Source organism: Caulobacter sp. SRI_008 (assembly GCF_057586355.1).
Genome location: NZ_JBYCZS010000004.1, coordinates 46,363 through 65,573, shown reverse-complemented (window position 1 = coordinate 65,573; position 19,211 = coordinate 46,363). Strand labels below are relative to the sequence as shown.

The following is a 19,211-nucleotide window of genomic DNA, read 5'->3' as shown; positions in this document are numbered from 1 at the left end:
ACCCTTCCGACCTCATGCTGTCGAACCTCACCACCATCGTGCTGTTTACGACTGGCCTCACCGCCGGCGTCGCGATGTGGTGCGCCATGATGTCGAAGATTACCCAGATTAAAACCGTGCCGGTACGGACGGGGCAAAGACGGCGCGCAGACTAGGGAACAAGGGTTCCCCAGAAACCAAGCCGAAGGATCGCAAGATCTGAAAAAGCCCCGCCTCCGAAAGGAGCGGGGCTTTTTCGTTGCGCGATCCGACGGTCCTTCAAAAACTCAAAGGATCTTCGACCATGAGCTACCTGCCTTCCCCACCAGCCTTCCACAGCGACCATGACGGCGTCACGGTCCACCAGCTGTTCCTCTGCGCCCAGGACGCCCCCAGCGCGCTGGACGCCGTGCGCCAGAGCCTGGCCGACAGCGGCGCCGAGCTGTGCAACCTGTCCCTGAAGCCCGTCGGCCAGCTGGTCGAGGCCTCCCTGCGCGTGCGCCACCTGGGCGACCAGGCCGCCCGCCTCCTCGCCCGCGACCTGGCCGCCTGGCCCGGCGTCAACTCGGCCAGCGTGGAACATCAGTGGGTGCGGCCTTGAGCGAACTTGGGAGTCTCGAAGCGGACGTAGACAAACGCCGCCTCTTCCTCGTGACCGCTGAAGACACGCCCGACGCCCTGATGCGGGTGCTGGGCGTGGCCAGCGTGCAGCAGGTTCGCCTGCGCGTCCTGACCGCCCAGCCCGAGGGCGCCGACATCGCCATCCGCCTGGAAATCGACGACCAGGGCGACGACCGGGCCCACACGCTCGCGGCGCGCCTGGCGGCGGTTCCGGCGGTGCGCGGCGTCGGCCACGGTTGGCGGTAGGCTCGTTCAAAACCTTTCGGCCCGCTCGGCCGTATCTATGGACGACGCCTCGAAAGGACCGCCCATGCTTCGCCGCCTCCTGCTGCTGATCGCCCTCGCGACCGCCCTCCCCGCCGCCGCCCTGGCGGCGCCGACCAAGACCGCTGTCTTCGCCGGCGGCTGCTTCTGGTGCATGGAGAACGACATGCGGGGCATTCCCGGCGTCGTGAAGGTCGAGAGCGGCTACACCGGCGGCCACGTAAAGAACCCGACCTATCGCGACGTGACCAGCGAGCGCAGCGGCCACTACGAGGCCGTCCGCGTCACCTACGATCCGGCGAAACTGCCCTACGCCTTTCTGCTGCAGCGCTATTGGAAGCTGGTCGATCCGACCGACGACGAAGGCCAGTTCTGCGACCGCGGCCCCTCCTATCGCCCCGCCGTCTTCGCCGACGCCGAGCAACGCCCCGCCGCCGAGCGCTCGCGCGCCGAGGCCGCCAAGCGCCTGAAGACCGGCGTGATGAAGGCCCAGATCCTGCCGCTGCAAACCTTCTGGCCGGCCGAGGCCTATCACCGCGACTACGCCAGGAACAATTCGGTCGAGTATCACCTCTACCGCACGGGGTGTGGGCGGGATCGGCGGTTGGCGCAGGTGTGGGGGAAATAGCCGCTGCGCGGCCCCCTCAGTCGCTCCGCGACAGCTCCCCCAGAGGGGGAGCATCTGCTTAGCTAGATCCTCCCCCTCTGGGGGAGGTGGCCCAGAGGGCCGGAGGGGGTTTGCGCCGCCCCTGATATTACACCCATAATCTCTCGACTTTCCCGCGCAGCCGTGAAACCGTGGCCGCAAAGAGAGTAGGGAGACGTCGCGCCGATGCTTCGGGCCGCCTTGTTCGCCACCGTCTGCGTGGCCGCCGCTTCCACCGCAGTCGCCCAGACCGCTCCTGTCCAGACCGCATCCCCACCGAAGGTCTCGGTCACCATCTACAACAACAATCTCGCCCTGGTTCAGGACCAGCGGACGATCGACGTCTCCGCCGGCCGCCAGCGGCTGGAGTTCAAGGACGTCTCGGCCGCCATCCGGCCCGAGACCGTCAGCCTGTCCTCGCCCAACCTGGGCGTAGTCGAGCAGAACTTCGACTACGACCTGCTGACCCCCGACAAGCTGATGGAGAAGGCGGTCGGGCGGCAGATCAAGATCGTCCGGACCAATCCCGGCGACGGCAAGGAGACCACCGAGACCGCCACGGTGCTGGCCGCCAACGAGGGCGTGGTGCTGAAGATCGGCGACCGCATCGAGGTGCTGCGTGACGACGGCGTGCCCACCCGGGTGATCTTCGACAAGGTGCCCGAGACCCTGCGCGCCCGCCCGACCCTGTCGGTGACGGTCAACGCCGACAAGGCCGGCCCCACGCCCGTGACGCTCAGCTACCTGACCTCGGGCCTGTCGTGGGCGGCCGACTACGTCGCCCTGTTCGACGAGAAGAAGAACGCGCTGGACCTGCAGGGCTGGATCACCCTGCGCAACAATTCCGGCACGGCCTTCGACAACGCCCAGACCCAGCTGGTGGCGGGCAACGTCAACCAGTTCAACGGCGGCGGATCGTCGGTGCGCGGCTCGGTCTCGGCCGGGACCGAGAGCAGCGGCCGCGAGCGCATCGCCGACTACTACATCTACCCCCTGCCCGAGCGCACCACGATCGCGGCCAACCAGAACAAGCAGGTCGGCTTCCTTAGCGCCCAGGCCGTGCCGGCGCAGAAGGTCTACGAGGTGCGTGAATACGGCTTCTCCAGCGACGAGAACCCGCAGAAGGCCATCACCGCCATCCAGTTCAGCAATTCCAAGCTCAAGGGCCTGGGCGACCAGCTGCCGGCCGGGACGATGCGCGTCTACATGCGCGACCAGGCGGGCGATCCGAAGTTCATCGGCGAGAACCAGATCGGCCACACCTCGGCGGGCTCGGAACTGTCGATCAAGACCGGCGAGGCCTTCGACGTCTCCAGCCAGGCCACCCTGGTCTCGCAGGAAAAGCTCTCCAAGACCCGCTCGCGCTACGTCATGAAGTACGTGGTCCGCAACGCCCGGCCAGACGCCGTGACGGTGGAGCTGCGCCAGGCCGGCCTGCTGCGCGACGGCAAGGTCAGCGACGAGAGCCTGCCCAGCCGCCGCATCGACGCCCGCACCCTGGGCTGGAGCGTGCCCGTCCCCGCCAACGGCGAGACCGTCCTGACCTTCACGGTGGACAACGGCTGGTGACGGCGAGCCCGATCCGCAGGGAACCTCCCCCTGTGGGGGAGGTGTCGCCGAAGGCGACGGTGGGGGGAGCACCCGCAGGCCTTGCCACGCCCCCCACCGGTCGCTTCGCGACCGCCTCCCCCATGGGGGGAGGTTCCTTGGTCGTGCGAACCGCCCTCGCCGCCCTCGCCTTGCTCTGCACGCCCCTCGCCGCCCGCGCCGACACCATCCCCTCCGCCGCCCCGGAAGCGGTCGCCGTCACCCTCTATCGCGACGGCCAAGGGCCGGTGCAGACCCTGTCGCCCTGGGAAAAGCAGCGGGCCGCCGAACAGGGGCTGGTGATGGTCAGCGAGACCCGCACGGTCGAGTTGCCGGCCGGCCGCCACGTGCTGCGCTTCGACGGCGTCGCCGAGGGCCTGATCCCACAGAGCGCGGCCATCGAGGGCCTGCCGCAGGGCGCGGTCGAGCGCAATTACGACTACGCCCTGCTCAGCCCCGGCACCCTGGTCGAGCGCTCTCTCGACCAGCCGGTCAAGGTGGTGCGCACCAATCGCGAGACCGGCCGCCAGGTCACGGTCGACGCCACCCTGATCCAGGGCCCTGATGGGCTGATGGTCCGCACCGCCGACGGGGTCGAGGCCCTGGGCTGCTCCGGCGGCCCCGAGCGCCTGGTGTTCGAGCGCGCGCCCGACGGCCTCTCCAGCAAGCCGACCCTGTCGGCCCTGGTCGACGTGCCCACCGGCGGCAGTTACCGCCTGACCCTGACCTACCTGGCCATCGGCGTGAACTGGCAGGCCGACTACGTCGCCACCCTCAATCCCGACGGCAAGACGCTGGACCTGCTGGGCTGGCTGACCGTGATGAACAGCTCCGGCTCGACCTTCGCCGACGCCCCGACCCAGTTGGTGGCCGGCAAGCTGTCACGCGTGCCGGTCAACACGCCCAGGCCGCGCGTGGTCCGCGCCAGCCGCGCCTGCTGGCCGATGGACACCACGACCCACGGCGCGCCGCCGCCACCGCCGCCTCCCCCACCGCCGCCGCCTCCCCCGCCGATGGCCGCGCCGGTCATGATGTCCGCCAACCGCGCCGTCGAGGAGTCGGTCGTGGTCAGCGGCGCCCGCAAGCGCGCCTTGGCCGAACAGTCCGACCTCGGCGACTACAAGCTCTACACCCTGCCCGAGCCGGTCACCGTGGCCGCCCGCCAGACCAAGCAGATGGCCTTCCTCGACCTGAAGGACGTTCGCTACCAGCGGCTCTATGTCGTGCCGGTCAGCCCCTGGAACGACTACGCGGACGACGACGAGACCGACGCCCCGCAGGTGGTGCTGCGCCTCGACAACAAGGCCGCTGAGGGCCTGGGCAAGCCCCTGCCCTCCGGCGCCCTGTCGGTGATGGAGACGGTCGGCGGCCTGCCGACCTTCGCCGGCGAGCAGGCCGTGCGCGACGTCGCCGTGGGCGAGCCCGCCGACCTCGTCATCGGCCAGGGCATGGACGTCCGCGCCCGCCCGCGCCTGGTGGAGGACAAGCGCTCGGGCAAGACCATGGTCCGCCGCACCTACGAGGTCGACCTGGCCAACGACAAGTCGATCCCGGTCACCTTCGAGATCCGCCACGACCCGGACGTCGAGTTCTTCAAGGTGGTGTCCGAGCCTGCCAAGCACGACATCCGCCAGGGCCGGGTCGCCTGGCGCGTGACCCTGGCCCCTGGCGAGACCCGCCTCTTCCGCTACGTCGTGCGGCACGCGGGCTGACGCCAAGGCGGGCGACGCGACTTCGTCAAGAAGCCCGGCTAGGCTTGCTCGCAGGACCAGAACCGCGGAGGCGCGCATGAAGAAGCCCGTGATCGAGACCCTGCTGGAGCGCGGCCTGTTCGCCTCGCGCTGGCTGATGGCCCCGTTCTATGTCGGCCTGGTGGTCGCCCTGGCGGCGCTGATCGTGGTGTTCTTCCAGGAGCTGTTCCACGAACTGCCCAACGTGCTGTCGATGAAGCCGGAGGACGCGATCCTGCTGGCGCTGTCGCTGATCGACCTGTCGCTGGCGGCCAACCTGCTGGTGATCGTCATCCTGTCTGGCTACGAGAACTTCGTCTCCAAGATCGACACCGCCAGCCACGAGGACCGCCCCGACTGGATGGGCACGGTCGATTTCTCGGGCCTGAAGATGAAGCTGATCGCCTCGATCGTGGCGATCTCGGCCATCGCCCTGCTCAAGTCGTTCCTCAAGCTGACCGAACCCGAGGTCCCGCTCGACCAGCCGCGCCTGCTGTGGCTGGTGGTGGTGCACCTGTCGTTCGTGGTCTCGGGCGTGCTGCTGGCGGTGATGGACTGGCTGAACAGCAAGGTGACCAAGCACTAGCCGCGTTCCCTCTCCCCTTGCGGGAGAGGGTGGCCTCCGAAGGAGGTCGGGTGAGGGGTCGCACCAACGCAAAACGCCGCGACGGCCGATCAGCTGTCGCGGCGTTTCATGTCTGAGAGACCCCTCATCCGACGCCTACGGCGCCACCTTCTCCCGCAAGGGGAGAAGGGTTCCGGGATCCTAGAACGGCAGGATGTTGCGTTGGCGGCTGTAGGCCAGGTAGCCGACATTGGCGCCCAGGCGCAGGCCGACGCCGGCGCGGATCGGGGCCAGGACGATGGTGTCGGCCTTCTGGTAGTTCACGCCCAGGCCGCCCACGAGATAGGCGCTGCCCTCGACGCCGGGGAAGCGGCGGAAGATGGCGTCCGGGTACTGCAGGTTATAGCACAGGGTGAAGACCCGGCTGGCGTTGCCGCCCCAGTCCCAACCGATCGACGGGCCCTGCCAGAAGGTTTCCTGGGTCGGACGGTTCTTCATGTAGAGCAGGCCGCGGCCGTAGCGCAGGCCAACGCCGATGGCGCCAGAGCCCTCTTCGCCGGCGATGTAGCCGGTGGGTTGGCCGCGCTCGCGGAAGATCCGCTCGATGGCCGCGCCGGCGCTCTCGGCCGTGACGCCGAGGAAGTCCGACGTGGCGCGGATCATCTCGTCGGCCGAATAGGTGGCGGCCGCGCCGGTGTCGTAGGTCGGCGCGTCGGGGCCGGGATTATGCGGCTGCGAGGTGCTGGCGCAGGCGCCCAGGCCCACGGAGGTCAGGCCGGAGGCCATGCCAGAGAGGATCAGAGAGCGACGGTCCATGTGTCTTTCTCGCAAGGCTAGAGCGTGACAGCCGAAAGTGTAGGCGGTTTCAGCGACCGCCACGCTCTCGTATTTGACTTTAGAGCCTGCTGATCTGGTCCTGGCTGTAGCCAGGATCAGGCAAGCTCTAACGTGTCGGCACTGTCACAGGCTTTCATGTCCGGTTTGGGGCGCGTTGCTTAACGCGCGGTTAAGCATGTTCCCGACTGGACCTGCGATATCTAACGCGCGGTGCGCTCCACAAGGTCCGCCAGCTTTTCCGCCGCGTCGGGCGCGGCCACCGAGCGGGCGCCCTTGGCCATGCGGGCCAGGCGCTCGGGGTTCTTGAGCAGGGCGTTCAAGGCGCCGGCCAGGGCGTCCACCGTCAGCTCGTCCTCCAGGCACACCGCCGCCCCGCCGGCTTCTTCCAGAAGCTTGGCGTTGAAGCGCTGGTGGTCGTCGGCGGCGATCTTCAGCGGCACCAGGATCGACGGGCGGCCGGCCACGGCCAGCTCGCAGCAGGTCGACGAGCCGGCCCGGCCGACGACCAGGTGGCTCTGGCGCAGGCGGCCGGCCATGTCGCGGAAGAACGGCGCGACCTCGCAGTCGACCATGGCGTTGCGATAGATCTTGCGGGCGTGCTCCATGCTCTCGGCGCGAGCCTGCTGGAACACCTTCATGCGGCCGCGCATCTCCTCGGGCAGCTTGGCGACGGCCTCGGGCACCAGTTCCGACAGCAGGCGAGCGCCCTGGCTGCCGCCGGTGACGAGAATGCGCAGCTGCACCTCGGGCGGCAGGTAGGGGGTCTGCGCCAGGTCGCGGATCTCGGGACGCACCGGGCTGCCGACCACATGGGCGCGGGCCTTCACGGCCGGCTTGGCCAGCTCCAGCGTCGGGAAGGCGCAGGCCACCTCGCCGACATAGGGCGCCAGGAAGCGGTTCACGCGGCCCAGCACGGCGTTCTGTTCGTGGATGACGGTCGGGCGCTTTTCCAGCAGCGCCGCCAGCAGCGCCGGCAGGGCCGGATAGCCGCCGAAGCCGACCACGATCGACGGGTTCAGCCGGGCGAAGGCGGCCTTGGCCTGCATCACGCCCTGGAACACCGCGACCCCGGCCTTGACCATGCCGATCGGATCGCTGGCCTTGGCCGTGGCGGCCGACAGGGCCAGCCGCTCTTCCGCGGGGAACTTGTCGGCGTAGAAGGCGCCGCGCTCGTCGGTGGCCAGCACCACGCGCCAGCCGCGCGCGATCAGGGCCTCGGACAGCGCCTGGGCGGGGAACATGTGGCCGCCGGTGCCCCCGGCGGCGACGATCGCCAGCTTGCCGCTCATCAGGCCTGGTCCGCGAAACGGATGGAGGGACGCGTGAAGAGGTTACGCAACTGCAGTCTCCCTAACCCGGGAGCCTTCAGTCGAAGGACCCCGCCTGGCCGAACGGCCCGCCGCCGCCATAGGACCCGGGCCGCTTGCGGGTCAACGCCAGCGCCATCCCCAGGGTCAGTCCCATGGCCAGCATCGACGAGCCGCCGTAGCTGATGAACGGTAGGGTCATGCCCTTGGTCGGGATCATGTTCAAGTTCACAGCGACATTGATGAACGTCTGCTGGCCCAGGAGCACGAAAAGACCGGCCGAAGCGACCTGTTCGAAGGGGTCGGCCAGCTTCATCGACTTGTAGAGCCCACGCACCACGACGAAGGCGAACAGGCTGATCAGGGCCAGCGAGAAGACCAGGCCGTACTCCTCGGCCGCCACCGAATAGATGAAATCGGTATGCAGGTCGGGCACGTGGCGCTTCATGACGCCCTCGCCCGGGCCGCGCCCGAACAGGCCGCCGGCGTGGATGGCCTCGGCGGCGCGGGTCACCTGGTGGGTGTCGGCCTGGTCGGGGCTGAGGAACTTCTGCACGCGGGCGTGCACGTGGTCGAACAGGAAGTAGGTCGAGCCGAGGCCCCCCAGCGCCACCGCGCCCAGGCCCATGATCCACGAGATCGGCACCCCGGCCATCCAGAAGGCGGCGCCGAAGGCGATGGTGATCAGCACGGTCTGGCCGACGTCGGGCTGCATCAGCAGCAGGCCCACGGCGATGAAATAGAGGCCGAAGGCGATCGACACGCCCGGCACGCCCTCGCCCTTCTGGCCCTCGGCGAACATCCACGAGACCAGGATGATCAGGGCCGGCTTCATGAATTCCGACGGCTGGAAGGTGAAGCCGCCGATCATCAGCCAGCGGGCCGCGCCCTTGGCGCTGTGGCCGATGAACGGCAGGGCCGCCATGACGCCGATGGCGACGATGTAGATGAAGAACGCCGCCCGCCGGATGCCCTTGGGACTGAGCATCGACACAGCCAGCACGATCGTCGCCGCGCCGACGCCGAACACCAGCTGGCGGATGGCGAAGTGGAACTGGTCGTCGATGCCGATCCGCTGGGCCGCGGCGGGGCTGGAGGCGAACGACAGCAGGACGCCCACCGTGACCAGGATCGCGGTCGCGCCCAGCAGCCAGCGATCGGTCGTCCACCACCACACCCCGAGGGGCGAGCGGTCGGTCCGGGCGAAGGCGTGGGCGGTCTGCTGGCGCATGGGGGCAAGAGTCGGTCGTTACGGTTAATCGAGTCTTGCCGACGGCCGCGACGAAATCGCGACCGCCGGAAATTTTTCCATCATTCCACAGGCTTGGCCGTGACCTCGGGATACTCCAGCGCCTTGGCCAGGGGCAGGACGTGATCGTGCAGGGCCTGGCCGAAGCGGACCGACTGCATCTGGATGGCGGTGTGCCCAGTGCCCGACAGCACCACCAGCTCCTTGCTCGGCGCGTTGAGGCCGTCGAACCAGGGCCGCACGAAGTCGGGATGGTCGTACTCGCCCTGGATCAGCACCATCGGCGTGGCGAAGTCCTTGCCCAGGGGCGCGGCCTTCCAGTTGTTGTTGGCGACATAGACGGCCAGGGCGCGCTGGCGGCGGATGATCTTGCCGCCGTCCTTGTAGGTCAGCAGGTCCTTTAGGCTCCACTCGGGCATGGCCAGGGCCTGGGCGTAGAGCTGGCCGTCGCTCTTCTTGGGGCCTTCGGTCTTCAGGTAGATCGGCTCGAGGTCGTCGACCTCTTTCCAGCGGTTGGGCGGATCATAGGGCGGCGGACCCAGCCCGCTCAGCTTGGCCAGCAATTCGGGATGCCTGCCGCTCTTCGCCACCGCCAGCATGTGATCGTAGACGTGGCGGTCGCGGGCGCTGTTATCGACCGCCTGGCCCGTGCCGACATAGACCGAGAACAGGTCGGGCCGCTGGTGCGCCATGGTCAGCGACACGCGCGAGCCCCACGACCAGCCCAGGAGCGCGATGCGCGGCTTGTGCAGCCGGGTCCGCAGGTGCTCGGTCAGGGTCAGGCCGTCGGCGACGAAGCTATCGACGCCCTGGTTGGGGTCGATGCGGCCGCCGGCGCGGGCCAGGCTCTTGCCGTGGTCGCGGCGATCCCAGTGCACGACCGTGAAGTCCTTCTCCCAGCTCTTGAAGTCCTCGGCGAACAGCGAGGTCGCCGCCCCGCCGCCGTGCACGATCAGCAGCACCGGGTTGTCGCGGTTCTCGCCCCGCACCACGACCCACTGCTCGCCGCTGGGCAACTTCACGAAGCCGCTTTCCTGGACGCCCTTCTCCGTGTCGATCCGCAGCCGCTCGGCCGTCTCGTGCTGGAAGAACGCCCGCGTCGCCGCCGCCCCGCCCACGACCGCAACGGCCAACGCCGCCGCCCCGACCGCGCCCCGGCGCAGCCATGTCTTCACCTTGCTCATCTCGCCCCCTCGAATGAAAACTACACGCGTAGTTACATGGGGCCGCAAATGAGATTCTTACAATCGTAAACTTGAAACCTCTCCCATAGGGAGAGGGAGGGGCCCGCCGCGCAGCGGTGGGAGGGTGAGGGGTTACACCGTTGGCCGGAATAAGCGCCGCACAGTCGCGCCATATTCGGTGAGTTTGTTACCTCTCACCCTCCCACGCCTTCGGCGTGGGCCCCTCCCTCTCTCAAAGAGAGAGGGAATAATGTCTTAAGCCCGCTTGGCCTTCGGCTTGGCCAGCAGCCCGTTGACCGCCGTGCGGAAGGCTTCGCCGCGGGCTTCGAAGTCGGCGAACTGGTCGAACGAGGCGCAGGCCGGCGAGAGCAGGACGATGGCGTCCTGGCCGGTGGCGGCGGCGTCGGCATGGGCGGCGGCGACGGCGGTCTCGATGTCGCCGCACTGCTTGACCGGAGCCTTGCCGTCCAGGGTCTTGCCGAACTCGTCGGCCGCCTGGCCGATCAGGTAGGCGCAGGCCACGCGCGGGAACAGGTCCTGAAGGTCCTCGATGCCGCCGGCCTTGGGCACGCCGCCGGCGATCCAGTAGAACTTGGGATAGCTCGACATCGCCTGGCGGGCGGCGTCGGCGTTGGTGGCCTTGCTGTCGTTGACAAAAGCGACCCGCCCGATCTTGCCGACCGTCTCCATGCGGTGGGCCAGGCCCGGGAAGGTCATCAGCCCCTCGACCGCCTGCTGGGGCGGGATGCCGATGGCGATGGCGGCGGCGTAGGCGGCCGCGGCGTTCTGCCAGTTGTGGCGGCCCGGCAGGCTGCGGGCGCGCAGCAGGTCGGCCATCTCGGTGACGCGCTCGCCGGTGGCGTCGTACAGCACGCCCTGCAGGGCGTAGACGCCCCGGCCCATGGCCTTGCCGGCGCTGATCGGCCAGATGGTGCGGCGGTTGGCGGCGGTGATCTCGGTGCAGATCTGCTGGCACCAGGGATCGTCGACCCCGATGATCGCCGTGTCGCCCTTGCCCTGGTTGAGGAAGATGCGGCGCTTGGCGGCGATGTAGCCTTCCATCGAGCCGTGACGGTCGATGTGGTCGGGCGACAGGTTCAGCAGCACCGTGGCGTCGGCGTGCAGGCTGGAGGTCAGGTCCAGCTGGTAGCTCGACAGCTCCAGCACGTAGACAGCGCCGCCGTGCATGTCTTCCAGGCCCAAGATCCCGGCGCCGATGTTGCCGCCGACGCGGGTGTCGCGGCCGGCCTGCTGGCACAGATGGCCGATCAGGGCCGTAGTGGTCGACTTGCCGTTGGTGCCGGTGATGGCGATGATCTTCGGCTTCTTGTGCTCGGGCGCAGCGTTGACCGCGCGGGCGAAGAGCTCGACGTCGCCCAGGATCTCGACGCCGGCTTCCTTGGCCTTGTCGACGGTCCAGTGGGGCTTGGGATGGGTCAGCGGCACGCCCGGCGACAGCATCAGGGCGGCGAAGGCGCTCCAGTCGGCCGTGGACAGGTCGACGACCGGCAGGCCCTCGGCCCGCGCGGCTTCGCGGCTGGCTTCCTTCTCGTCCCACAGCGCGACCTTGGCGCCGCCGGCGATCAGGGCGCGCGCGGCCGTCAGGCCGGTGCGGCCCAGGCCGAACACCGCCACCGTCTTGTCTTCGAACCCACGGACCGGGATCATCGCGCGCCCTCCCCCTTACCGTAGCTTCAGCGTGGCGAGGCCGACGAACGACAGCATCATGGCGACGATCCAGAAACGGACGACGACGGTGCTCTCGGCCCAGCCCAGCTTTTCGAAATGGTGATGGATCGGCGCCATCAGGAAGATGCGCTTGCCGGTCTTCTTGAAGTAGGCGACCTGGATCATCACGCTCAGCGCCTCGGCCACGAACAGGCCGCCGACGATGCCGAGAACCAGTTCGTGCTTGGCGCAGACGGCGATCGAGCCCAGCGCGCCGCCCAGGGCCAGCGAGCCGGTGTCGCCCATGAAGATCTTGGCGGGGGGCGCGTTATACCAGAGGAAGCCCATGCCGCCGCCGATGATGGCGCCGCACAGCACCGCCAGCTCGCCGACGCTCGGCACGAAGTGCAGGTTCAGATAGTCGGCGAACTTGTAGTTGCCGACGAGGTAGGCGATCAGGCCGAAGGTCGAGGCCGCGAACATCACCGGCACGATGGCCAGGCCGTCTAGGCCGTCGGTCAGGTTCACGGCGTTGGAGAAGCCGGCGATCGTGATCGCGGCGAAGGCCACGTAGAACCAGCCGAGATTGATCACCAGGTTCTTGAGGATCGGGAACACCACCGAGGTCTCGAGCCCAGGCGTCATCTGCGACTTCGGGGCGAAGACGATCAGGGCCACGGCGGCGATGATCGAGACGATGAACTGGGCGACCAGCTTCTGGCCGCTGGAAAGGCCGGCGGTCGTCTGCTTGGTGACCTTGGCGTAGTCGTCCATGAAGCCCAGCAAGCCGAAGGCGGCCGTGATGCCCAGCACCACCCAGACGTGGACGTTGCGCAGGTCGGCGAACAGCAGCGAGCCGACGAACAGGCCGGCCAGGATCATGAAGCCGCCCATGGTGGGTGTGCCGGACTTCTCGAGCACGTGGCGCTCGATGCCGTCGGTGCGGATCGGCTGGCCCTTGCCCTGCTTGGCCTTCATCCAGCGGATGAAGCGCGAGCCCATGGCCACGGCCACGATATAGGCCGTCAGCATCGACATGCCGGTGCGGAAGGTCAGGTACTTCAGCAGGTTCAGGACCGGAACGTGCTCGTGACCGCCCCGCGAGAGCCATTCGTAGAGGAAATACAGCATCAGACTTGTTCCCGCCGGCCGAGCGCGGACAGGGCGGCGGCGATAGCGCCGGCCCGAGATCCGTTCGACCCCTTCACCATCACCACGTCGTTCGGCTCTACGGCCGCTACGATCTTTTCCGCCAACTCGGGCGCGGCGTCCGCATAGCCGCCGCGGCGCGTCTGCGGAAGCGCGTTCCACAGCGACATCATTAACGGCCCGGCGCAGAACACCAGATCGATGTCGGCCTGGGCGATCGGCTCGGCCAGCTGCGCGTGGAAGCGCGGGCTGTCGGGGCCCAGCTCCAGCATGTCGGTCAGGGCGACGATGCGACGGCCCGCGACCTTGCGCGCCCCCAGCGTCGCCAGGGCGGCCTGCATCGACACCGGATTGGCGTTGTAGCTCTCGTCGACCAGGGTGAACGCGCCGCCCTCGACGGCCACCGTCTGCTCGGCCCCGCGGCCCTCGATCGGCGCGAACTCGGCCAGGGCCGCCAGGGCCGTGGCGCGGTCGACGCCGAGCGCCTCCAGCATCAGCAGGACGCACAGGCTGTTGGGGCCCCAGTGCACGCCGGTCTGGCGGATCGGGAAGGAAACGGCCTCGCCGTCCAGCTCGGCGACGACGGTCGCGCCGGCGCCCTCGACCACGAAGTCCAGGAGGCGGGCGCTGGTCCCGTCGCGGCCGAAGCTACGGACAGTCGCGCCGGCCTTTTCGGCCTCGCCCTTCAGCAGCTCGAACCACTGGTTGTCGGCGTTCAGCACGGCGACGCCGCAGGGCTCCAGTCCGTCGAAGATCTCGGCCTTCGCCTTGGCCACGCCGATCTCGCCCTCGGCGAAGTTCTCCAGGTGCACCGGGCCGACCGTGGTGATCGCCACCGCGTGCGGGCGGATGAACTTCGACAGCGGGGTGATCTCGCCCGAGTGGTTCATGCCGACCTCGAACACCGCCCGCTCAGTGTGGCGCGGCATGCGGGCCAGGGTCAGGGGCACGCCGATGTGGTTGTTGTACGATTTCACCGAGGCGTGGGCCTTGCCGGCGCGGCGCAGGCCGGCCTCGACCGCGCGGGTGACGCTGGTCTTGCCGACCGAGCCGGTGACGGCGCCGCGGCGGGCCTGGGGCGCGCGCTCGCGGGCGGCGACGCCCAGGGCCTCAAGGGCCGTAAAGGTGTCGGCCACGACGACGGCGGGGCTTTCGACCGGCTGGGAGACCAGCGCGCCGGCCGCGCCCTTGGCGGCGGTCTGGGCGACAAACTCGTGGCCGTCGCGCACCCCGGCCAGGGCGACGAACAGGTCGCCCGGCTCGACCGTGCGGCTGTCGATAGACACGCCGGTCGCGGCGAAGTCGCCGGCGACCTTGCCGCCGGTCGCGGCGGCGATCTCTTCAGCGGTCCAGAGCGCTTCAGGCATCGACGGCCTCCAGCGCGCTCAGGGTCTCGGCCACGTCGTCGAAGGGATGGACGACGCCGGCGACGGTCTGGCCCTGCTCGTGGCCCTTGCCGGCCACCACCAGCACGTCGCCGTCTTCCAGCAGGCTCACGCCGACGCGGATGGCCTCGCGGCGGTCGCCGATCTCTCGCGCGCCCGGGGCGGCGGCGAGGATGGCGGCGCGGATGCTGGCGGGATCTTCCGAACGCGGATTGTCGTCGGTCACGATGGCGACGTCGGCCAGACGGGCGGCGATCTCGCCCATCTGCGGACGCTTGGTGCGGTCGCGGTCGCCGCCGGCCCCGAACACCGCCACCAGCTTGCCCCGCACGTGCGGGCGCAGGGCTTTGAGCACCGTTTCCAGACCGTCGGGGGTGTGGGCGTAATCGACATAGGCCTCGCCCTTGCCGCTGCCCTTGCCGACGCGCTGCAGCCGGCCGGCCGCGCCTTCCAGCTTTTCCAGGGCGGCGAGCACGGCGTCCAGATCCTCGCCGGTGGCTAGCACCAGACCGGCCGCGACCAGCACGTTGCTGGCCTGGAAGTCGCCGGCCAGCGGCAGGCGGACTTCGAACTCGCGGTCCTGGGCGGCGATCTTCAGCAGCTGGCCCCAGGGGGTCGGCTCGCGCGACACCAGCTTCAGGCCCTGGCCCTGCGCGCCCACCGACAGGATGGTCTCGCCCGAGGTCACCGCGGCGGCGGCGAAGGCCGGGAAGGCGTCGCTGTCGGCGTTTAGCACGGCGGTCGCGCCGCGCGGCAGCAGGGCCTCGAACAGGCGCAGCTTGGCGGCCCGGTAGCAGCCCATGGTGCCGTGATAGTCCAGGTGATCCTGGGTGAAATTGGTGAAGCCGGCGGCGCTGATCTTCAGCCCGTCCAGGCGGCGCTGGTCGATGCCGTGCGACGAGGCCTCGACGGCCAGGTGGGTCACACCCATGCCGGCGAGCTTGGCGGCCATCTCGGCGACGTCGGCGGCGTCGGGCGTGGTCAGGCCCGGCGGGGTCAGCTGCTGGTCCGGAACGCCCGGCGCGCTGACGACGACGCCCAGGGTGCCCATGCTGGCGGCGGTCTTGCCCAGCAGGGCGTAGATCTGGCGGGCGAAGCCGGCGACCGAGGTCTTGCCGTTGGTGCCGGTCACCGCGATCACCGTGGCCGGCTGCCGCGCCCAGAACTCGGCGGCGGCCAGGGCGTAGGCGCGGCGGATGTCGCCGGCGTGGGCGGTCGGAACCGACAGGCCAGTCACGTCGTCGGGGGCCAGAACGGCGGCCGCGCCCGAGGCGATGGCGCCGGGAATGAACGTCCGGCCATCGACCTTGCTGCCCGGCAGGGCGGCGAACAGGAAGCCTTCACGCACCTTGCGGCTGTCGGCGGTGACGCCGGCGATGGCCGGGTCCGCGTCGAACGAGCGGTGCAGGATCTGTGAAAGCGTCTTGGTCAAAGTCCCGCCCCTGGCGTCGTGGCTTTCGGCTGTCCGCCGGCGATGGTGAGAAGGTCGGTGCGGCGCTGCACGCCGAGGAACGGCGCGATGCGGTCGATCACGCGGCCGGCGGCCGGCGCGGCGACCCAGCCGCCGGTCGAGAAGCCGAAGGTCTTGGGCGTGCCGTGCGGCTCGTCCATCAGGATCAGCACGAAGTAGCGGTCGGCCTCCATCGGCCCCTCGGTGGGGAACACCGCGGCGAAGGACGAGACCTGGCGCTGGTGGTTGTAGCCGCGGATCGAGGGGTCGTACTTCTCGCCGGTGCCGGTCTTGCCGCCGACGCTCAGGCCCTTGATGTCGGCCGACTTGCCGCTGCCGCCGGTGACGTTGGCTCGCATGATCTGCAGCATCTGCTGCGAGGTCTCTTCCGACAGCACCCGCGCGCCTTCCGGACGCACGCCCGGCGCCAGCTTGCGGATGGTCAGCGGCGGCATGACGCCGCCGTTCAGCAGCGGGCTGAACGCGCGGGCCAGGGCCAGCGGGCTGACGTTCATGCCGTGGCCGAACGAGGTGGAGGCCACCGCGTCGATGTCCCACTTCTTCGGGGTCAGCGGACGGGCCGACTCGCGCAGCTCCACCTTGGCCGGCTTGGTCAGGCCCAGGGCGGCGTAGTACTGGCTCAGGCGCTGGGCGCCGATGCCCTCGGCCAGGCGCGCGGTGCCGATGTTGGACGAGTGCTGGAACACCTCGACCAGGTTCAGGATCTTCCGCGAGGCGTGGTAGTCGTGGATCGTGCGGTAGCCCAGCTTGTAGGGCTCGCGGGCGTCGAAGGTCGAGTTGGGCGTGGCCACGCCGGTGTCGAGGCCGATGGCCACGGTGAAGGCCTTGAAGGTCGAGCCCATCTCGTAGACGGCCGCGGCGGCACGGTTCAGCTTGGCGTCGTCGCTTGCCTTGCCCGGATCGTTCGGGTCGAAGTCCGGATAGCTGGCCAGGCCCAGGATCTCGCCGGTGTGGACGTTGGTGACGATGCCGACGGCGCCCTTGGGGCCGAACTCCAGGGCGGCCTTGCGCAGCTCGTCCTCGAGGGCGGCCTGGACGCGCAGGTCGATCGACAGGGCGATCGGAGCAGCGCCCTCGCCCTTGGCGGCGGCCGTATGGATGTCGTCGTTCAGGGCGCCTTCGGCCCCGGCCAGGCCCTTGCCGCCGCCGTCGACGAAGCCGACGAAGTGCGCGGCCGAGACGCCCAGCGGATAGACGCGGCGGGCCTGGTCCTCGAACTCCACGCCCGGCAGGCCGAGGTTGAAGATGGCGTCCTTCTGGGCCGGATCGAGCCCGCCCAGCAGGAAGGCGCGGCGCTCGCCGAACACGGCCTTGTCCAGGCGCTTGCCCGGCACCTGCGGCAGGGCCTTGCCCAGGGCGGCGCGGGTGGCCTTGGCGTCCCAGACTTCCTTGGGGTCGACGTAGAGGGCGTAGTGGGTCAGGTCGACGGCCAACAGCTTGCCCTCGCGGTCAACGAGGTCGCCGCGCGCGCCTTCCATGGCCGCCAGGTAGCCGCTGTTCTTGTTGGGATTGGAGAACACCGCCGCCCAGGTGGCGCCGATGGCCAGCACCATGAAGGCGCAGGTGAACAGGGCCAGCACGAAGAAGATGCGGATGCTGGTGTCGTCTTCCGGCTTGGCCGCGGCGCGCGAGCGCTCGAAGGCGTGCTCCAGGCGCCAGACGCGCTCGACGACCCAGCGCCAGGCCGGGCCGCCGCCTTGCGGGACGAGGTTGGCGAGGCTCATCGCGGAGCCTCCTCGTTCGGCTGGTCGGCCGCGCCGTCGGGCGCGTCGGCGCCGGCCAGGGCCGCGCTCGGCGCGGGGGCCGGAGCGGCGGCGGTCTTGGACGGCTTGGCCGGGCGGCGGGCGACGTCGATCAGGGCGTCTTCGCTGGTCTCGCGGTCAGCGGCGATCGGGGCCAGCTGCGCGGCCTGGGCCAAGGACTCGATGCGGCGCGGTTGCTCCAGGTGGGCGACCTCAGCCTGCAGCAGGCGCACCTGGACGCGCTCTTCCTCGATCTGGCGCTCGACCGAGGCGATCTCGGCGCGCTCGCGGCCGGCGAAGGCTTTCGCCATGTAGACGCCCAGCACCAGGACCAGCAGCACGCCGACGCCGACCAGGTCGACGACGCGGAAGCCGCGCACGCGGCGATGGAAGACCTCCGAGATCCTCACGCCGAGGCCTCCCAGACGGGGGCCTCGGTGCGGATCGCCGCGCGCAGCTTGGAGGAACGGGCGCGGGGATTGGCGGCCAGCTCGGCCTCGCCCGGCGCGATCGCCTTGGTCGAGATCAGCTGGAAGCTGGGCGGCGCGCCGACGGCGGTCGGCGGCGCGTGGCGCGAGCCGCCCGGCGTGCGGCCGGCGCGCTCGGCCAGGAAATTCTTGACGATGCGGTCTTCCAGCGAATGGAAGGTGACCACGGCTAGGCGGCCGCCCGGCTTCAGCGCGCGCTCGGCGGCGGCCAGGCCCTCTTCCAGTTCGCCCAGCTCGTCATTGACCGCGATGCGCAAGCCTTGGAACGAGCGCGTGGCCGGATGCACCTTGGCGCCCTTGCGGCCGCCCAGGGCGCGCTCGATCACGGCCGCCAGGTCCAGGGTGCGGGTGAACGGCTCTTCAGCCCGACGCCTGACGATGAAGCTGGCCACGCGGCGCGAGGCGTGCTCCTCGCCGTAGACGTAGAGGATGCGGGCCAGTTCGGTCTGGTCCAGGGTGTTGACGAGATCGGCCGCGGTCGGACCGTCATCGCCCATGCGCATGTCCAGCGGACCGTCGCGCATGAAGGAGAAGCCGCGCTCGGCTTCGTCGAGCTGCATGGAAGACACGCCAAGATCCAGGGTTACGCCGTCGACCGACGCATCCCCAAAATAGGCGCTGATTTGCGAGAAACGGTCCTGAATCAGCCGAAAGCGACCATCCGCCGCGGAAAGGTCGGCCGTGAAACGCTGCACCGTCGGATCGCGGTCGAAGGCCGTGACCGAGGCCCCCGTCGCCATGATCGCGCGGGTGTAGCCGCCGGCGCCGAAGGTGCCGTCCAGCACCATGTCGCCCGGCTTGGCGTCCAGCGCCGCGACCACTTCGCCGAGCAGAACCGAGATGTGCGGGGCCGCGCTCATGCCGCGCCTCCCAGGCGCGCGACGCGCTGCTGGGCGCGCAGGGCGGCCAGGCCGTCGCGGGCCAGTTCGCGCTGGGCGGCGCGGTGAGCCTGGAAGGCGTCGCGCGACCAGATCTGGAAGCGCTCGCCCAGGCCGACGACGGTCACGTCGTCGGTCAGGCCGAAGGTGTCGCACAGGACGTCGGGCAGGGTGATGCGGCCAGCGGTGTCGAACGACAGCTTGGCCATGCCGCCCAGGACGCTGGTCTCCAGCGCCGAACGCACAGGATCGCCGAAGGGCAGCTCGTCGATCACCGACTGGTAGCGGTCGAACAGGGCCTTGCCGCCGGCTTCCAGGCAGTCGGCCTCGATGGAGGGGAAGCAGAAGATGCCGTCGAACGGGCCCGAGACGGCGGCGCGGAACTCCTGCGGCACAACGATGCGCCGCTTGCTGTCCAGCTGCTTCTCGAACGTCGAGAGGAACACCCCGCCAACCTCAAA

General features: G+C 69.6%; 19 protein-coding genes. 7 read left to right on the top strand and 12 right to left on the bottom strand.

Translation table 11 applies throughout. The features are described from left to right. Positions 1-14: 14 nt before the first annotated feature. The 7 genes from AC2YHT_RS05065 to AC2YHT_RS05035 all read left to right on the top strand — a co-directional run bounded on the left by AC2YHT_RS05065 (position 15) and on the right by AC2YHT_RS05035 (position 5,413). The gene (locus AC2YHT_RS05065) at positions 15-155 is read left to right on the top strand and encodes a hypothetical protein (protein WP_487288493.1); all 141 of its coding nucleotides are present in this window, start codon (positions 15-17) and stop codon (positions 153-155) included. 128 nt (positions 156-283) lie between these two features. Beyond that, positions 284-580, top strand: coding sequence for a hypothetical protein (locus AC2YHT_RS05060; protein WP_110117883.1), 297 nt, complete (start codon positions 284-286; stop codon positions 578-580). Then, positions 565-846, top strand: coding sequence for a hypothetical protein (locus tag AC2YHT_RS05055; RefSeq protein WP_487288491.1), 282 nt, complete (start codon positions 565-567; stop codon positions 844-846). Before AC2YHT_RS05060 ends, AC2YHT_RS05055 begins: the two co-directional genes overlap by 16 nt. Positions 847-910: 64 nt before the next feature. Continuing rightward, positions 911-1,492 (top strand): peptide-methionine (S)-S-oxide reductase MsrA, encoded by a 582-nt coding sequence (msrA, locus tag AC2YHT_RS05050; protein ID WP_487288490.1) that lies wholly within the window; start codon positions 911-913, stop codon positions 1,490-1,492. A gap of 204 nt (positions 1,493-1,696) precedes the next feature. After that, positions 1,697-3,079, top strand: coding sequence for a DUF4139 domain-containing protein (locus AC2YHT_RS05045; RefSeq protein ID WP_487288489.1), 1,383 nt, complete (start codon positions 1,697-1,699; stop codon positions 3,077-3,079). Between the two features lie 143 nt (positions 3,080-3,222). Continuing rightward, positions 3,223-4,809, top strand: coding sequence for a DUF4139 domain-containing protein (locus tag AC2YHT_RS05040; RefSeq protein WP_487288488.1), 1,587 nt, complete (start codon positions 3,223-3,225; stop codon positions 4,807-4,809). A 76-nt stretch (positions 4,810-4,885) separates the two neighbouring features. Next, the gene (locus tag AC2YHT_RS05035; RefSeq protein WP_487288487.1) at positions 4,886-5,413 is read left to right on the top strand and encodes a TIGR00645 family protein; all 528 of its coding nucleotides are present in this window, start codon (positions 4,886-4,888) and stop codon (positions 5,411-5,413) included. Positions 5,414-5,593: 180 nt separating this feature from the next. On the opposite strand, the gene AC2YHT_RS05030 is transcribed toward AC2YHT_RS05035, so the two are convergent. From AC2YHT_RS05030 to AC2YHT_RS04975, 12 genes are all read right to left on the bottom strand, one after another. Continuing rightward, positions 5,594-6,208 (bottom strand): DUF1134 domain-containing protein, encoded by a 615-nt coding sequence (locus AC2YHT_RS05030; protein WP_110121407.1) that lies wholly within the window; start codon positions 6,206-6,208, stop codon positions 5,594-5,596. A 221-nt stretch (positions 6,209-6,429) separates the two neighbouring features. Further along, positions 6,430-7,518 (bottom strand): undecaprenyldiphospho-muramoylpentapeptide beta-N-acetylglucosaminyltransferase, encoded by a 1,089-nt coding sequence (gene murG / locus AC2YHT_RS05025; RefSeq protein ID WP_487288486.1) that lies wholly within the window; start codon positions 7,516-7,518, stop codon positions 6,430-6,432. A 76-nt stretch (positions 7,519-7,594) separates the two neighbouring features. Further along, a complete protein-coding gene (ftsW, locus tag AC2YHT_RS05020; RefSeq protein ID WP_487288484.1) occupies positions 7,595-8,767 on the bottom strand; it encodes a putative lipid II flippase FtsW in 1,173 nt (390 codons plus the stop codon). Between the two features lie 80 nt (positions 8,768-8,847). Further along, a complete protein-coding gene (locus tag AC2YHT_RS05015) occupies positions 8,848-9,969 on the bottom strand; it encodes an alpha/beta fold hydrolase (RefSeq protein ID WP_487288482.1) in 1,122 nt (373 codons plus the stop codon). A 255-nt stretch (positions 9,970-10,224) separates the two neighbouring features. Further along, positions 10,225-11,637: a UDP-N-acetylmuramoyl-L-alanine--D-glutamate ligase gene (murD, locus tag AC2YHT_RS05010; RefSeq protein ID WP_487288481.1), complete on the bottom strand. Its 1,413-nt coding sequence runs from the start codon at positions 11,635-11,637 to the stop codon at positions 10,225-10,227. 15 nt (positions 11,638-11,652) lie between these two features. Next, positions 11,653-12,768 (bottom strand): phospho-N-acetylmuramoyl-pentapeptide-transferase, encoded by a 1,116-nt coding sequence (gene mraY, locus AC2YHT_RS05005; protein WP_110121402.1) that lies wholly within the window; start codon positions 12,766-12,768, stop codon positions 11,653-11,655. Next, the gene (locus AC2YHT_RS05000) at positions 12,768-14,153 is read right to left on the bottom strand and encodes a UDP-N-acetylmuramoyl-tripeptide--D-alanyl-D-alanine ligase (RefSeq protein ID WP_487288480.1); all 1,386 of its coding nucleotides are present in this window, start codon (positions 14,151-14,153) and stop codon (positions 12,768-12,770) included. The genes mraY and AC2YHT_RS05000 overlap by 1 nt, the downstream gene beginning before the upstream one ends. Continuing rightward, a complete protein-coding gene (locus AC2YHT_RS04995) occupies positions 14,146-15,603 on the bottom strand; it encodes a UDP-N-acetylmuramoyl-L-alanyl-D-glutamate--2,6-diaminopimelate ligase (protein ID WP_487288479.1) in 1,458 nt (485 codons plus the stop codon). Before AC2YHT_RS04995 ends, AC2YHT_RS05000 begins: the two co-directional genes overlap by 8 nt. Continuing rightward, on the bottom strand, positions 15,600-17,366 hold the full coding sequence (locus AC2YHT_RS04990; protein ID WP_110121399.1) for a peptidoglycan D,D-transpeptidase FtsI family protein: 1,767 nt from the start codon (positions 17,364-17,366) through the stop codon (positions 15,600-15,602). Before AC2YHT_RS04990 ends, AC2YHT_RS04995 begins: the two co-directional genes overlap by 4 nt. Next, a complete protein-coding gene (ftsL, locus tag AC2YHT_RS04985) occupies positions 17,363-17,794 on the bottom strand; it encodes a cell division protein FtsL (protein WP_487288478.1) in 432 nt (143 codons plus the stop codon). Before ftsL ends, AC2YHT_RS04990 begins: the two co-directional genes overlap by 4 nt. Beyond that, entirely contained in the window at positions 17,791-18,732 is a 942-nt protein-coding gene (gene rsmH, locus AC2YHT_RS04980) for a 16S rRNA (cytosine(1402)-N(4))-methyltransferase RsmH (RefSeq protein WP_487288477.1), read from the bottom strand. Before rsmH ends, ftsL begins: the two co-directional genes overlap by 4 nt. Beyond that, positions 18,729-19,196, bottom strand: a complete 468-nt coding sequence (locus AC2YHT_RS04975; protein ID WP_487288476.1) for a division/cell wall cluster transcriptional repressor MraZ — start codon at positions 19,194-19,196, stop codon at positions 18,729-18,731. Before AC2YHT_RS04975 ends, rsmH begins: the two co-directional genes overlap by 4 nt. Positions 19,197-19,211 lie beyond the last annotated feature (15 nt).